The organism is Streptomyces tendae (assembly GCF_014650435.1).
GTDB classification, from domain to species: domain Bacteria; phylum Actinomycetota; class Actinomycetes; order Streptomycetales; family Streptomycetaceae; genus Streptomyces; species Streptomyces tendae.
In genome coordinates, this window is record NZ_BMUY01000001.1 from 70,751 (window position 1) to 86,041 (window position 15,291).

Annotated in this window: 9 protein-coding genes; 6 read left to right on the forward strand and 3 right to left on the reverse strand. The window is 71.9% G+C overall.

Annotated features, from left to right (window positions below; all coding sequences use genetic code 11):
- Window positions 1-63 precede the first annotated feature (63 nt).
- Together IE258_RS00330 and IE258_RS00335 are read left to right on the forward strand one after the other, a co-directional pair.
- Entirely contained in the window at window positions 64-1,350 is a 1,287-nt protein-coding gene (locus IE258_RS00330) for an acetyl-CoA C-acetyltransferase (protein WP_189737446.1), read from the forward strand.
- 260 nt (window positions 1,351-1,610) lie between these two features.
- Window positions 1,611-3,539: an AMP-dependent synthetase/ligase gene (locus IE258_RS00335; protein WP_189737449.1), complete on the forward strand. Its 1,929-nt coding sequence runs from the start codon at window positions 1,611-1,613 to the stop codon at window positions 3,537-3,539.
- Between the two features lie 34 nt (window positions 3,540-3,573).
- Here the strand turns inward: IE258_RS00335 and IE258_RS00340 are convergent, their stop codons facing one another.
- Both IE258_RS00340 and IE258_RS00345 read right to left on the reverse strand, forming a co-directional pair.
- Window positions 3,574-4,218: a class I SAM-dependent DNA methyltransferase gene (locus tag IE258_RS00340; RefSeq protein ID WP_189737453.1), complete on the reverse strand. Its 645-nt coding sequence runs from the start codon at window positions 4,216-4,218 to the stop codon at window positions 3,574-3,576.
- A gap of 140 nt (window positions 4,219-4,358) precedes the next feature.
- Entirely contained in the window at window positions 4,359-4,562 is a 204-nt protein-coding gene (locus IE258_RS00345; RefSeq protein WP_004984723.1) for a cold-shock protein, read from the reverse strand.
- Window positions 4,563-4,854: 292 nt separating this feature from the next.
- On the opposite strand from IE258_RS00345, the gene IE258_RS00350 reads away from it, so the two are divergent.
- The 3 genes from IE258_RS00350 to IE258_RS00360 all read left to right on the forward strand — a co-directional run bounded on the left by IE258_RS00350 (window position 4,855) and on the right by IE258_RS00360 (window position 9,984).
- The gene (locus tag IE258_RS00350; protein WP_159328614.1) at window positions 4,855-5,703 is read left to right on the forward strand and encodes a menaquinone biosynthetic enzyme MqnA/MqnD family protein; all 849 of its coding nucleotides are present in this window, start codon (window positions 4,855-4,857) and stop codon (window positions 5,701-5,703) included.
- Window positions 5,704-5,778: 75 nt separating this feature from the next.
- Window positions 5,779-7,518, forward strand: a complete 1,740-nt coding sequence (locus IE258_RS00355) for a serine/threonine-protein kinase (protein ID WP_189737456.1) — start codon at window positions 5,779-5,781, stop codon at window positions 7,516-7,518.
- Window positions 7,519-7,677: 159 nt separating this feature from the next.
- Window positions 7,678-9,984 (forward strand): outer membrane protein assembly factor BamB family protein, encoded by a 2,307-nt coding sequence (locus tag IE258_RS00360; protein ID WP_189737459.1) that lies wholly within the window; start codon window positions 7,678-7,680, stop codon window positions 9,982-9,984.
- A 75-nt stretch (window positions 9,985-10,059) separates the two neighbouring features.
- Here IE258_RS00360 and IE258_RS00365 read toward each other — a convergent pair whose 3' ends face one another.
- Entirely contained in the window at window positions 10,060-14,685 is a 4,626-nt protein-coding gene (locus tag IE258_RS00365; RefSeq protein WP_189737462.1) for an FtsK/SpoIIIE domain-containing protein, read from the reverse strand.
- Between the two features lie 279 nt (window positions 14,686-14,964).
- On the opposite strand from IE258_RS00365, the gene IE258_RS00370 reads away from it, so the two are divergent.
- The gene (locus IE258_RS00370; RefSeq protein ID WP_087807860.1) at window positions 14,965-15,264 is read left to right on the forward strand and encodes a WXG100 family type VII secretion target; all 300 of its coding nucleotides are present in this window, start codon (window positions 14,965-14,967) and stop codon (window positions 15,262-15,264) included.
- Window positions 15,265-15,291 lie beyond the last annotated feature (27 nt).

Sequence of the window (15,291 nt, forward strand, 5' to 3'; positions counted from 1 at the left end):
ATGCTTACTCTGGAGTAAGGTTACCGGAGGTAAGCCTATGTCACGGGTGAGGAGCAGGTCGAGATGAGCCCTCTGGCACCGCAGCCCCCACGCCGCGTCGCGGTCATCGGCGGCGCCCGCGTCCCCTTCGCCCGCTCCGACGGGCCGTACGCCACCGCCTCCAACCAGGAGATGCTCACCGCGGCCCTGGACGCCTTGGTCGAGCGGCACGGCCTCCAGGGGCCGGGCGCGGTCGGCGAGTTCGTGGCCGGCGCGGTCCTCAAGCACAGCCGGGACTTCAACCTCGCCCGCGAGACGGTCCTCGGCTCGGCCCTCGACCCGCGCACCCCCGCCTACGACATCCAGCAGGCCTGCGGCACCGGCCTCCAGGCCGTGATCGCCGCCGCCAACAAGATCGCCCTCGGTCAGACCGAGTCGGCGATCGCGGGCGGCGCCGACACCGCGAGCGACGCCCCGCTCGGCGTCAACGACCGCCTGCGCCGCATCCTCTTGGAGGCCCGCCGGGCGAAGACCACCGGCGGCAGGCTGAAGGCCCTGGCCAAGGTCCGCCCGGGACACCTGGTCCCCGACATCCCGCGCAACGCCGAGCCGCGCACCGGCCTCTCGATGGGCGAGCATGCCGCGGTCACCGCACGCGCCTGGGGCATCTCCCGTGAGGAACAGGACGTGTTGGCCGCCGCGAGCCACCAGCGGCTGGCGGCGGCGTACGAACGCGGCCTCTTCCAGGACCTGGTGGTCCCCTTCCGCGGCCTGGCCCGCGACCAGAACATGCGCCCCGGCTCGACGGTGGAGAAACTGGCCGCGCTCAAGCCGGTGTTCGGCCTCGGCGCCCCCGGTCCCACCATGACGGCGGGCAACTCCACGCCCCTGACGGACGGCGCCGCGACGGTGCTGCTGGCGAGCGAGGAGTGGGCCGAGGCCCGCGGCATCGAACCCCTCGCGTACCTCACGGCGTACGAGACGGCCGCCGTGGACTTCGTCGGCGGGGACGTGGCCGGTGGCGAGGACGGCCTGCTGATGGCGCCCGCGTACGCGGTGCCGCGGATGCTGGAGCGGGCGGGGCTCGGCATCGGGGACTTCGACCTCGTCGAGATCCACGAGGCGTTCGCCTCCCAGGTGCTGGCCACACTGGCCGCCTGGGAGAAGCGCGGCCTGGCCCCGGTGGACCGGGCCCGCCTGAACGTGGCAGGCTCCTCCCTCGCCACCGGCCACCCCTTCGCCGCCACCGGCGCCCGGATCGTGGCGACCCTGGCCACCCTGCTCGCCGAGCGGGAAGGGCCGGGGCGCGGCCTGATCTCCGTCTGCGCGGCGGGCGGCCAGGGCGTCACCGCCATACTGGAACGAACGTGACTTACCCTCAGGTAACCCCCAACACTGCACACGTCCGGCGCGGGAAGATCGTGGAACGCGCACCAAGTCCCCACCTGGGCGCCGTACGATCCCGGAACTGACCGCCGGTAACCCCTTTCCGCGGAACCGGCGATGAACGCCTCGGCGCGCGAGGCACGTACGTCATGCAGCAGAACCAGCGACAGCCGAAGCAGCGGCACCGGAAGCCGCGACCGCAGAAGCAGAAGCAGTGTCTTTGCTGCACGTCCCAGGAGCCGCCCGTGTCCACCCCGCTTCCGTCCTTCGCCGCATCCGCCGCCTACGCCGACTCGCCGGGTCCCACCCTGGTGGCGCCCGAGACGCGGATGCTGGACGGGACCGTCAGGGAGGCGTACGTACCGCCGTTCGCCCCGCCGGTGCGCCGCGGGTCCCTGGCCGACCTGCCCTTCGACAACGCGGCGGCGGTGCCCGGGCAGGTCGTCCTCAGCCGCAGGTCGCCGGACGGCGACTGGAGCGACGTCACGGCGGCCGAGTTCGCCGGGCAGGTGCTGGCGGTGGCCAAGGGCATGATCGCCGAGGGGCTGATGCCGGGCGACCGCATCGCGATCATGGCCCGGACGACGTACGAGTGGACGCTGCTGGACTTCGCCGCGTGGGCGGCGGGACTGGTCACCGTGCCGATCTACCCCACCTCCTCGCTCTTCCAGACCCGCTGGATCCTCCAGGACTCCGGCGCCGTCACCCTGGTCACCGAGACCGCCGCGCAGGCCGCGGCCCTCGGCCCCGAGCTGGACCGCATCCCCGACCTGGGGCACCTGTGGGTCATGGAGAAGGGCCACGTGGAGCGGCTGGCCGAGCTGGGCGAGCGGCTCCCGGACGCGGAGGTGGAGGTGCGCCGCGGCATGCTCGGCCCGTCCACCCTCGCCACCCTCATCTACACCTCCGGCACCACCGGCCGCCCCAAGGGCTGCGTGCTCACCCACGGCAACTTCTTCGCCGAGGTCGACAACGCGATCGAGCTGCTCTACCCCGTCTTCAAGGCGGAGACCGGCGAGGAGCCCTCGATCCTGCTCTTCCTGCCGATGTCCCACGTCTTCGGCCGCATGGTCGCGGTGGCCTGCGTCCGCGCCCGGGTCCGCCTCGGCCACGCGCCCAGCCTGAAACCCGAGGACCTCCTCCCCGACCTGGCGGCCTTCCGGCCGACCTGTCTGCTGACCATCCCGTACATGCTGGAGAAGGTCTTCAACAGCGCCCGCGCCAAGGCCGAGTCCGGCGGCCGAGCCTCGGCCTTCGACCGCGCCGTCTCGGTGGCGGTGCGCTACGGTGAGGCCAAGGAGGCCCGCCAGACCGGCACCGGCAGCGGCCCCGGCCGCGGCCTGAAGACCGCCCGCTCCTTCTACGACCCGCTCGTCTTCCGGAAGATCCGGGGCGCCATGGGCGGCCGGGTCAAGTACGCCATCTGCGGCGGTTCCCCGCTCGGCCGTCGCCTGGCCGCCTTCTACGCCGGCGCCGGTATCGAGATCTTCGAGGGCTACGGCCTCACCGAGACCACCGCCGCGGCCACCGTCACGCCCCCGCTCAAACCGCGCCTGGGCACCGTCGGCTGGCCGCTGCCCGGCACCCGTATCCGCATCGCCGCCGACGGCGAGATCCTCGTCGCGGGGGAGCAGGTCCTGCACGGCTACTGGGACCCGCAGGCCGGCGGCGTCGTCCAGGCCGCACCCGACGGCTGGTTCGCCACCGGCGACATCGGCAGCCTGGACGACGAGGGCTATCTGACGATCACCGGCCGCAAGAAGGAGCTGCTGATCACCGCGGGCGGCAAGAGCGTCGCCCCGGCCCCGCTGGAGAACTGGCTGCGCTCCCACCCCCTGATCTCCCAGTGCATCGTCCTGGGCGACCGCCGGCCCTACGTCTCCGCCCTGTTCACCCTCGATGCGGACGGCGTCACCCACTGGCGCCGCATGAACGGCAAGCACCCGGTGCCGCCGGAGCTGCTGGTGGACGACGAGGAGGTCCACGCGGTGCTCCAGCGCGCCGTCGACGAGGCCAACAAACTGGTCTCCCGCCCGGAGTCCATCCGCCGCTTCGCCGTCCTGCCCAGGGACTTCACCGAGTGGGAGGGCCACCTGACCCCCTCCATGAAGCTCCGCCGCGAGGTGATCATGCGGGACTTCGCGGGGGCGGTGGAGGGGCTGTACGAGGGATAGGACCCCCTGGGCTCAGCGACAGGACCCCCTGGGCTCAGCGGCGGGCGATGAGGAACGCCTGCGGGACCTGGGCGAGGGTGGTCTCCTCGGTGAACCGCACCGTCCGGGACAGCACGGTGAACCCGACCTGCTCCAGCAGCTCGGCCATCGGCTCCGGCCGTCGCCGTTCGAAGTCCAGGGCGACCGGGTGGCCCCACGGGCGATTGTGGTGGTTCGGCTCGTCACCGACCTGGAAGCCGAGCAGCAGATGCCCGCCCGGGGCCAGCACGCGCCGCACCTCGCCGAAGAGGTCCGGCAGCCGCTCCCACGGCGTGTGGATCGAGGAGTACCAGGAGACCGCTCCCGCGAGGGCGCCGTCGGGCAGGTCCAGCTCCAGCATGGACCCCTGCTCGAACCGCAGCCCGGGGTTCTCCCGGCGCGCGATCGCGAGCATCGAGGAGGACAGGTCGAGGCCGAAGACCCGTAGGCCCAGCGAGGCGAGGTGCGCGGTGACCAGGCCGGGCCCGCAGCCGAGGTCGGCCACCTGCCCCTCCGGCCCGACCAGCTCGGCGAAGGCGCCCATCAGCGCCCGGTCCAGCGGGGCGTCGTCGAGCACGGTGCGGAAGCGGGCGTGGTAGTCCTCGGCGATGGCGTCGTAGAAGGTCCGGGTGGTGGTCACGAAGGCGGGGTCGGCAGTCATGGGCGGACCCTAGCGGCAGCCACTGACAGCCGGGTCCGGTGACGACAGCCGGGTCCCGGTGAGGAATTCACGAAGGATTCATGAAAGGCAGGAGCCCCGTCGCCGAAACCGGCGCGGGGCTCCTTGGGTACTGCTGTCAATCAGACAGGAGTGACATTCTCCGCCTGCGGACCCTTGGGGCCCTGCGTGACGTCGAAGGACACCTGCTGGTTCTCCTCGAGGGACCGGAATCCGGTCGCGTTGATCGCGGAGTAGTGGACGAAGACGTCGGGGCCGCCGCCTTCCTGGGCGATGAAACCAAAGCCCTTTTCGGCGTTGAACCACTTCACGGTTCCGGTAGCCATAAGCCCTCCTTGGGCCCAAAGGGTTGCCCTGCTCCAGAACCAGCAAGTGTGAAGACTTTGAATGTCGCACAACTGCATACGTCTGAGAACGACGAGAGCCCGCGGTCACATGCTCCGCAGGCTCTGTACTGCAAGGGAAACCAAACTGCAACTTGCTGTGAGCCTAGCACGCAGGCCCCCGAGCGCAACAGAGGTCAAGATCACTTCACCCGGACGTTTGAACCCCTGTGCCGTTCGGCTGACGCCGGGGGTCGGCGACGGGCGGTTCCCGGGGGAGGGCTAGCCTCGCGATGTGGACAATTCTCGCACCCGGCCGCGCGTCGGCCACATCCAGTTCCTGAACTGCCTGCCCCTGTACTGGGGGCTCGCGAGAACGGGGACGCTCCTCGACTTCGAGCTGACGAAGGACACCCCGGAGAAGCTCAGCGAGCAGCTGGTGCGCGGTGATCTCGACATCGGTCCCGTCACCCTGGTCGAATTCCTCAAGAACGCCGACGACCTCGTCGCCTTCCCGGACATCGCCGTCGGCTGCGACGGCCCCGTGATGTCGTGCGTGATCGTCTCCCAGGTCCCGCTGGACCGCCTGGACGGAGCCCGCGTCGCCCTCGGGTCGACCTCGCGCACCTCCGTACGCCTCGCCCAGCTCCTGCTCGCCGAGCGCTTCGGGGTCCAGCCGGACTACTACACCTGCCCGCCGGACCTGAGCCTGATGATGCAGGAGGCCGACGCGGCCGTCCTGATCGGGGACGCCGCCCTGCGCGCCAACATGATCGACGGCCCGCGCTACGGCCTCGACGTGCACGACCTGGGCGCCCTGTGGAAGGAGTGGACGGGCCTGCCGTTCGTCTTCGCGGTCTGGGCGGCCCGGCGCGACTACGCGGAGCGCGAGCCGCTCATCACCCGCAAGGTGCACGAGGCGTTCCTGGCCTCCCGCAACCTCTCCCTGGAGGAGGTCGAGAAGGTCGCGGAGCAGGCCGCCCGCTGGGAGGCCTTCGACGAGGACACCCTCGCGAAGTACTTCACCACCCTCGACTTCCGCTTCGGCGCCCCGCAGCTGGAGGCGGTCACCGAGTTCGCCCGCCGCGTCGGCCCCACCACGGGCTTCCCGGCGGACGTGAAGGTGGAGCTGCTGAAGCCCTGACACGGCCGGGGCGTCGCCGCGGGCCGCCCACTACCCTGCTGGCAGGTACCGGCGTACGGGGGAGGGGTGGACGCCATGCGGCCGCTCGAAGTCGACGAACCCACCGTCGTGGGCCCCTACCGGCTGCTCGGCCGGCTGGGCTCCGGCGGCATGGGCCGGGTCTACCTGGGCCGCAGCGCCGGCGGCCGCACGGTCGCGGTGAAGATCGTGCACCCGCACTTCGCGCTGGACGAGGAGTTCCGGGCCCGGTTCCGGCGCGAGGTGGCCGCCGCGCGCCGGGTCGGCGGCGCCTGGACCGCACCCGTGCTGGACGCGGACCCCGAGGCGCGCGTGCCGTGGGTCGCCACGGCGTACGCGGCCGGCCCCTCCCTGACGTCGGCCGTAGCGGACGGCGGCCCGCTGCCCGCCCACTCGGTACGGGCGCTCGGCGCGGGCCTCGGCGAGGCGCTGGCCGCGGTGCACGAGCTGGGCCTGGTCCACCGCGACGTGAAGCCGTCCAACGTCCTCCTCACCCTCGACGGCCCCCTCCTGATCGACTTCGGCATCGCCCGCGCCACGGACGGCACCGCCTCCCTGACCTCGACGGGTGTGTCCATCGGCTCGCCCGGCTACATGTCCCCCGAGCAGATCCTCGGCAAGGGCGTGACCGGGGCGGCGGACGTCTTCTCGCTGGGCGCCGTGCTGGCGTACGCGACGACGGGGCAGCCGCCCTTCCCGGGTGACTCCTCGGCCGCGCTGCTCTACAAGGTCGTCCACGAGGAGCCGAGCCTCGACGGCCTGGGCGACGGGGAGCTGCGCGAGCTGGTCGCGTCCTGCCTCGCGAAGGACCCGTCCGCCCGTCCGGCCCCCGCCGAGGTCGCCCGGCGCCTGGCCCCCGAGGGCGCGGCCCGCCTGGTGACCGGCGGCTGGCTGCCGGGAGCGCTGGTGGAACGGGTCAGCCGGAGCGCCGTACAGCTGCTGAACCTGGAGGCGGGGGAGGCGGAGACCGGGGCCTCGGGGCCCGTGGGGTTCAGCCGGCCGTCGGTCACGGCGGGGGGCGACGCCGGGACGGCGGCCCCGGCGCCCGGTGTCTTCGGCCCGCCCCCGGTGATGCCGACGCCCACGTCGCCCTCGTATCCGCCCTCGTCGCCCGCCCCTGCCCCTGCCCCTGTCCCTTCTCCCGCCCTCCCGTCCGTCCCCGGCCCGAGGGACCCCGGGCCACCGAACGACGGCGCGGGCGCCGGGGCGGGCACGACGCACTCCCCGGGCAGGCTCGCCCTCTCCGTCGCGGCGACCTCGACGCAGGGCGCCCAGGGACGCGGCCGGCGGATCAGCTGCACCGTGGCCCTGGCGGTGGCGGGCGCGCTGGCGGCGGTGACGGTGGGGTCGGTGTTCGTCCTGGACCTGCTGCCGGGCCCGGGCAACGACGCGAACAACGCGGGCGGCAACGAGGCGTCCCACGATCCCCCGGCCGCCACCCCCGGCGGGCTGCCCGCGCGCTACCTCGGCGCCTGGGAGGGCCAGGCCGCCGCCCTGGACGGCAAGCTGCCGCTGGGCACCTTCCGGATCACCATCAAGCAGGCGAAGGTCGGCCAGGAACTGGGCAGGCTCCACCAGACCGACGCGCTGGGCGGCGTCTGCGTCGACGTGATCACCCTCAAGAAGGTCACGGAGAAGCAGCTCGTCGCCGGTTCCGTCGGCGCCGAGGGCAACCACGACGGCTGCAACCCGGCGCCCACGACCGTCACCTTCACCCCGGTCGGCGACGACCTCGACTACGCCTCGAAGAGCGAGGAGTCGGGCCGGCCGAAGGCACGGCTGTCGAAGATCGGGTAGCGGCGCCCCGGTCTCCACCGGTCCGCCGCCTCCACGCCGCCATGCCCCGGTAATGGCCCTGACCCCGTTGTCACTACTGTGGCTGCGACACGAACACCGGCGATGAGTTGACCGTTCGTCAAGGCGTTCGCCAAGGTTTCGCTACGGGGAAGGCCCGCCATGGAGACACTGCAGTCGGACGATCCGCGTGAGCTGGGCAGTTACCGCCTCCTGCGAAGGCTCGGCGCCGGTGGAATGGGCCGTGTCTACCTCGCCCGATCGCCCGGCGGCCGTACCGTCGCCGTCAAGGTGGTCCGCCCCGATCTCGCCGCCGACCACGACTTCCGCGAGCGCTTCCGGCACGAGGTCGAGATCGCGAAGGCGGTCTCCGGCCGGTTCACCGCCCCCGTCGCGGACGCCGACCCGGACGCGCCGCTGCCCTGGCTCGCCACGTCGTACGTCCTCGGGCCCGACCTGACCGACGTGGTCGCGGTCCATGGGGCGCTGCCCGAACGCACGGTTCGCGCACTGGCCGCCGGTCTCGCCGCGGCTCTGCGGGACATCCACGCGGCGGGCCTGGTGCACCGGGACCTCAAGCCGTCCAACGTCCTGCTCGCCGCCGACGGACCCCGGCTCATCGACTTCGGCATCGCACGGGCGGTGGACGGCAGCCGTATGACCCAGACCGGAGTGGTGGTCGGCTCGCCCGGCTACATGTCGCCGGAGCAGGCGATGGGCAAGGACGTCGGCGTCGCGGGTGACGTCTTCTCCCTCGGTTCCGTGCTCGTGTTCGCGGCCACCGGGCGGGGTGCCTTCGGCGACGGCACGACCTCGCACGCGGGGATGCTCTACCAGGTCGTGCACGGCGAACCCGAGCTGACGGACGTGCCTCCGTCGTTGCTGGGACTCGTCCGTGCCTGCCTGATGAAGGACCCGGCGCAGCGTCCGGCGCCGGGTGAGATCGTCGCCGCGCTGGCCGGGCAGGGCATCGACGCCGCCCTCCACGACTGGCTGCCGTCGGCCGTCGCGTCGACCATCGCGACCCACGCCGCGGGGATCCTGGACCTGGAGGCACCCGGAACGCCGCGGACCGCTCCGCAGCCGGAGCACCGTCCGGCGACCGGCTTCGGCCCGGCACCGACCATGCTCGACGGCGCGTCGTCGACCGGAACGCCCGCCCACGGCACGGCGCCCGGCGGCACCCCGGTACCCGCGTACGGGACTCCGCTGCCCGGCACCGTCCGAGTCGGACAGGCCGCACAACCCGCTCCCGCCCGCTCCCGTCGTCGCGTCCTCGGCATCGCCCTGGGCGGCGCGGCGGCCGTCGCGGTGGCCGGGGGCGGCATCGCGTGGGCACTCACGTCGGACGACGCCTCCGACGATGCGAAGGGGACAACCGGCACCGGGACTTCGGCCGATCCGGCGGACGACGACTTCACGACCCCGCCCGCCGGGGTGGCTCCCCAGCCGCTGTGGCACAAGTCGGCCGGGAAGGACAGCACCAGCCCGCGCGTACCGCCCCTCACCCACGACGGACTGCTCCTGGTCAGCGGCGACCCGCTCGTGGCCTACGACGTCCGGACCGGCGAGGCCCGCTGGACCAAGGCGGGCATCTGTCGGCCGGGGGCCCAACTCCTCTTTCACAACGGCAAGGTGTTCCTCGCCGACGGCGACTACGAGGGCGCCCTGGTCGCCTACGACGTCAAGACCGGCGAGGAGGCATGGCGCAGCCGCCTCGGCAAGCAACTGTCCGTCGAGGACACCATCGCGATCGACGACAAGAACGTCTACGTCACGGCCACCGACTACGGCCAGTCCAAGAGCGCCACCGAGTACCGCACGGCCGTCGCGGCCGTCAGCCACACCACGGGAAAGAAGACGTGGATACAGCACCGGGACTGGGGCACGAAGGACTACGACGTCCAGGGCACCGCCTCCGGCAAGTACCTGGTCTACGCCGACTCGAACCTCAACCTCACCGTCCGGGACACCGCCACCGGCGGCCAGGTGTGGACCAGGAAGATCGGTGACGAGTGGTCCTGGCAGCCCACGGTCGCAGGCGGCCTCGTCTTCCTGCCGGGCGACGAACTCGAGGCCGTCGACGTGGAGAAGGGCGAAACGGCCTGGACACTCGCCCCGGCCGGCCGACGCGGCTTCGACAACCCGACGGTCGTCGACGGCGTGCTCTACGTCAGCGACCACGACGACGGCGTATGGGCGGTGAACGTCAGGACCGGCAAGCGGAACTGGCTCTGCGACGAACTGGACATCGACGGCCCGGAGTCGTTCCGCCGCGTGGGCTCGACCCTGTACGGCGCCAGCGGCGCCGTCGACGGCGGCATCGTCGCCCTGGAGACGCGGACGGGCAAGCTCCGCTGGACGTACACCGACAGCAAGGCCGTCGGCGAGCCGTGGCAGGTCGCCCTCGCGGGCAACCGATTGATGGCGACGCACGGCCACGAGATCTACGCGCTGCCGGCGGTGTAGCGAGAGCGAGGACGACGGGCCGCGGAGACCTCTCGGTCCCGCGGCCCGTCGTCCTTTCCGGGCGGCCGGTGCCCGTCACATCGGCGTCGTGACCGTCAGGTGCTCCCCGCTGCCGAGGTGCAGCATGCCCTTGCCGGGAGTGATCTGGCCGCCGACCATGCTCCGGTTCGTGCGGATGCCGATCAGCTCTCCCGCGGAGCTGTCCTGCGGGGACAGCAGGATGCCGCGGCGGGCCTTCTTCATGTCGACCTGCCAACCGGAGAAGCCGTCGCAGATCTCCTCCTCGTCACCGGCGATGACGACGGCCAGACCTTCCTCCACCCCGCGTTCGACGATGCGCTTGAAGACGTCCTCCGCGTCGCAGTCGTCGTGCACCTCCGCGTCGTCGACCAGGACGACGATCGGCTGCTCGGGACTGGCCGTCCCGACGAGCTCCTCCATCTCGTCCTCGTCGATGTCCCGGCCGGTGAAGACCTTAAGGACGCCCTCCGTCCCCTCCAGTTCACGCAGCGGCGACGGGCGGGGCGCCGCCAGGACCAGCCGTACGCCCTGGGCGAGGCAGGAGCGCGCCACGTTCAGCAGCACGGTGCTGCGCCCGGACTTCGCGGGCCCGCCGATCACGAACGCCGGGACGCCCTGGGCGAGGTCGGGGCCGAAGGCGGTGAGCTCGTCGCCGCCGACACCGACCAGCGCCCACAGCGGGGAGGCGCTCGCCGCCGGGTCGCGCATGGCCCAGGCGTCGGCGAAGGAGATCCGGCTGGGCAGGACGTCGACGCGGAACGGGCGGCGGGAGCGCGGCAGCCCGGCGTCCCGGGCGGTCGCCGCCTCGCCGATCGCGGCGAGCGCGGCAGCCTGACCCTGACCGGTGGTGTCTTCGGCGAGCAGGGCGAACTGGGTCTCGGTCGCCGTCCCGCTCGCGAAGCCGCGGCCGGGCGGAATCTCCTCGGGGATCTTGCGCGCGTTGATGTCCAGCAACGAGAAGTCGCCGCGGTCCGCGAGGCGCAGACCGTACTTGTCCTCGGTGAGGGAGGAGATCCGCCCCGTCAGCAGTTGACGGTCGCCGGTGATCACCAGGTGCAGGCCGACGCTCGCGCCCTCGCGCATCATCGCCATCACCTGGTCGGTGAGGTCGCCGTGGTTGTACTCGCCGAGCGTGGGCAGCCAGCCCTCCCAGCGGTCGAGGAGGACCACGATGTGGGGCAGTCGCTCGTCCTCGGCCGCGGCGGCCCGCTGCTCCCCGATGTCGGCGTAGCCCTCCTCCGCCAGCAGGTCCTGCCGCCGGGTGAGTTCACCGGTGAGCCGATTGAAGAACCGGATGACGCGTTCCTGCTGATTGCGGCTGACGACCGCGCCGCAGTGCGGCAGCCGGGTCAGCGCGTTGAGGGCGCCGTTGCCGCAGTCGATGCCGTACAGATGGACGTCGGCGCTCGACAGGGTGCGGGCCAGGGAGCCCGCGATGGTGCGCAGTACCTGCGAGCGGCCGCTGCGCGGGCCACCGGCGACGAGCAGGTGCCCGAAGGCGGCGAAGTCGACGACCACGGGGCGGCGGGCCTGGTCGGACGGCAGGTCCGCGATGCCGTACGGGGCCGCCGGCAGCGCCCCCTGGCTGCGCACCTCCGGAATGTCGTCCAACAGCAGGGCCTCGTCCAGGGCGGGCAGCCACGGAGAGTGCTGGGCCGGAATGCCGAGGCTGTGGTTGGCCTCCCGGATGGCGTCGACCAGGACCTTGAGGTCGGTGATCTCGTCGTCCTCCCGCGCCTCGGACTTGGGCTTCGTCAGCGCGGCCCGTCCCAGTTCCTGCCAGGAGAGCTGCCCGGCCCACGGGGCGAGCGCCGCCGGATCGGCCGCACCCGGGCGGCGGCCACCCACGCGGCCGGACTGGAAGGGGATGAGGGAGGCGTGGCCGAGACGGACGTACGCGCGGCCCGGGGTGCTCTTGGCGATGTGACCGGCTTCGGGAGCGTCGATGACGTCCGTCGACTCACCGGCGTCGGTCACGCGCAGGGCGATCCGCAGGTTGGTGTTGGCGCGGATCTCGGGCGAGACGACACCACTCGGCCGCTGGGTGGCCAGCAGGAGGTGAATGCCGAGGGAGCGGCCTCGCTGCGCGATGTTGACGAGGCCCGTCACGAAGTCCGGCAGGTCGCGCACCATGGAAGCGAACTCGTCGATGACGATGAGCAGTCGGGGAACGGGTGCGTGGGACGGGTCCCGGCGCGCCAGGTCCTGGTAGTCCTCGATGTCCTTGGCGTCGGCGGCGGCGAGGATGTGCTCGCGCCGCTTCAGCTCCGCGCCCAGCGATTCCAGGGCGCGTTCGACGAGGTGCGCGTCGAGGTCGGTGACCATGCCGACGGTGTGCGGGAGCTTGACGCAGTCCTTGAAGGCGGACCCGCCCTTGTAGTCGACGAGGACGAACGTCATGTTCTCGGGGGTGTTGGCCACGGCGAGCGCGGCCACGATGGTCTGGAGCAGCTCCGACTTGCCCGAACCGGTCGTACCGGCGATGAGGCCGTGCGGGCCGTCGCGCCGGATGTCGATGCCGAAGGGACCGTCGTAGGACTCACCGATCACCGCCATGGTGGACTGGCCGCCCATGCGCCAGCGCGCGGCGACGTCGTCGCGGGTCGGGGGCTCCAGCTGGAGCACGTCGAGGAGCCGGCTCGAGGACGGGAGCGCGGAGTCCTCGGTCTCGCCACTGATGTCGCGCAGGGGCGCCAGCGCCCGGGACAGCCGCGCGCACCAGGCGGGCGAGACGAGGTCGGGCCGCACACCGGACCTGCGCCGGGCGCCGGTCTGCTCGACACGCAGTCGCAGTTCGGGGGCCCGCTCGGCGGCCTGCTCGTTCTGCTGGGCGCCCTGGTGCCAGGCTTGGAAGGAGGGGAAGCCACCGGCGGCGGCCGGCGGGGCGTTGCCGGGCCGTGCCGCGGCGGTGGCGTCGTGGGCCAGTGGCTCGGCGACGACGAATGCCTGGCATTCGCCGGGCAGGAAGCGCTCCTCCTCGTCCAGGCAGATCGCGTACATGGCGACCGCCGGCCCTTCCCGCAGGAGCCGTACCACGCCCGGCAGCGACCTCAGCCGGCGCGATCCGTCCCACACGACGACGATGTCCGGGTCGGAGAAGGCGGGGCCGGCACCACCGCTGTTGTTCTCCTTCAGGGCCTTCTGCCTGGCGTCGAGCAACTGCGTCAGCTCGCCGACCCGGGCGCTCACGGTCTCGGAGTCCGTCCCGATCACCACGTTGACGTCCTGGCCGCTCGCGGGGCGGGCGTGCGGGAGCCAGCGGACCCAGTCCCAGCGCGGCTGCGCGTGGTTCTCGGTGAGCACGTAGAACTGGACGTCCATCGGGCTGTGCAGCACCGCGGTCTGCGCCACGGCCCATCTCGCGAGTGCCTGCGCCGAGTCGCCGGGCCCGGCGACACCGATGACGCCCAGGTCCCTCAGCGGCAGTGTGACGGGCGAGTCCTCGATCTCCCAGGTGACCTGACGCTTGTGCTCGTCCTGCTCCGGGTCGTCGAGAACGACTTCGGACGGCACCTGGCCGGTGCCGACCCGCAGGAGCAGATGGTCGGCGTCCGTGCGCCGCCTCTCCCACAGCCGGGTGCGCGGGCCGGTGCCGAAGGCCAGCACGGAGGCGGGGTCGGGACTGGCGCCGCGTCGGTCGAGCCGTTCCAGCCGCAGCGCGTCCTGGGCGTCCTTCTCGATCCGCTCCTTGGTCTCCTTGTACTCCTTGACCTGCTTCGCATGGGACTTGCGCCCGTGCTTCTTGTCATTGAAGTAGTTGCCGAAAAGCATGATCGGACTCAGCAGAGCCATGATCAGGTAGTACCAGCGCCCGAAGATCATGACGGATACGACCGCGCCGACCAGCGGGAACAGGGCCATCAGCCAGGGCAGCGGCCGGACTTCGTACTCCCTGGGCGGAGAAGGCAGCCGGAACTGCGTCGTGCGCTCCGCCGGGCGCAGTCGCGGAGGCCGGTTGTAGTCGAGCCCGGCTCCGTCCTCCGACCATTTCAGGGCAGCGTCGGGAGGGGTGTAGGCGGCTATCTCCAGGAGCGTGTTGCCGAGGGCGAGTTGGGCCCCCAGGGGCCAGCTGCCACCCTCGAACGCCTCGCCGTCGAGCCGGGGATGCGCGCTGTCGCCGGCGCTCTCCGCCTCCTCCTTATTCTTCCCCTTCTCCCTCTTCTTCTCCTCGTCCGCGGTGTTCTTCGGCTCGATGCCGTGCAGAGTGACGTCGCAGGTACCGTCCATGGCGATGGACAGCGTGGCGGCACGCGTGGCGAGTTCGGGGTCGTCGATGCGCAGGTGCGCGGCCGGGCCGCTGCCGATGTCGTACCGACCGACACCCAGCCGGTGCACGGCACCGGCCGCGGGACCGCTGGCCACGCGGAACTCCACGACCCCCGTCGGCTCGCCGGACACGCAGCCCGCTGGATCGTGCAGACTGACGACAGCGCCCTCGCGCAGTGGCGAGCCGACGATGTTGGCGTCGGGGTCGAGGGCGTAGCCGTCGACGAAGGCCTGCGGTGTACCGCCGGGGCCGGGTCGCCCGCCGATGGGGATGATCTCCGCACCACCGGTGACACCGACATGGCGCGCCAGCTCCCGAGTGATGTCGCCGACCGACGACTCCGGATCGGCGTCGAGCACTACATCGGTGCTGGCTCCGCCGACCGGGTCGACGACGGTCAGACTCAGGCGCACGTTCGTCCTCCTCGCTGGGCTGAGGCCGCCCCCGGAAACGCTTCACACAGTGAAGCGACCTTAGCCGCCGTACCTCACCCCCGTGCAACGGGATGCGCCGGGCCGCACGGGTCGGGATGTGCACCGGTTCACGCTGGTGCTGCCGGGCATCCCTGTCGTCCCAAGTGCCTCACCCGTAGGATCTTTGCTCATGCGGACGGCCGGTGGACGAACGGCCGGGTGGACCGCGTCAGTCACGCCACGGGGGAAGGCCCTGAGGCGATGGGAGGGAGAGCTGTCATGGCGAAGGACACGGACCTTACTTATGCCGAGATGGAGAAGAAGGCCACCGACCTGATCAAGGCGATGGGCGACATGGAAGACATGTTGAAGGCCATCGAGAAGGGTGTGGAGGAGCTGGTCGCCAACGGCTTCACCACGCAGAAGGCGTCCGGTGCGTACGACGAGTCCATCAAGGACTTCACCAAGGGCGCGGCCAAGACCGTCAAGGGCCTGGAGGGCCTGTCCAAGTTCCTCACCAACGCCAAGAAGGCGTACGAGGACCTGGACGAGCAGCTCGCCAAGGGCGCCAAGGGCTGAGCCGGGGCGCACGTGACACAGCCCGGT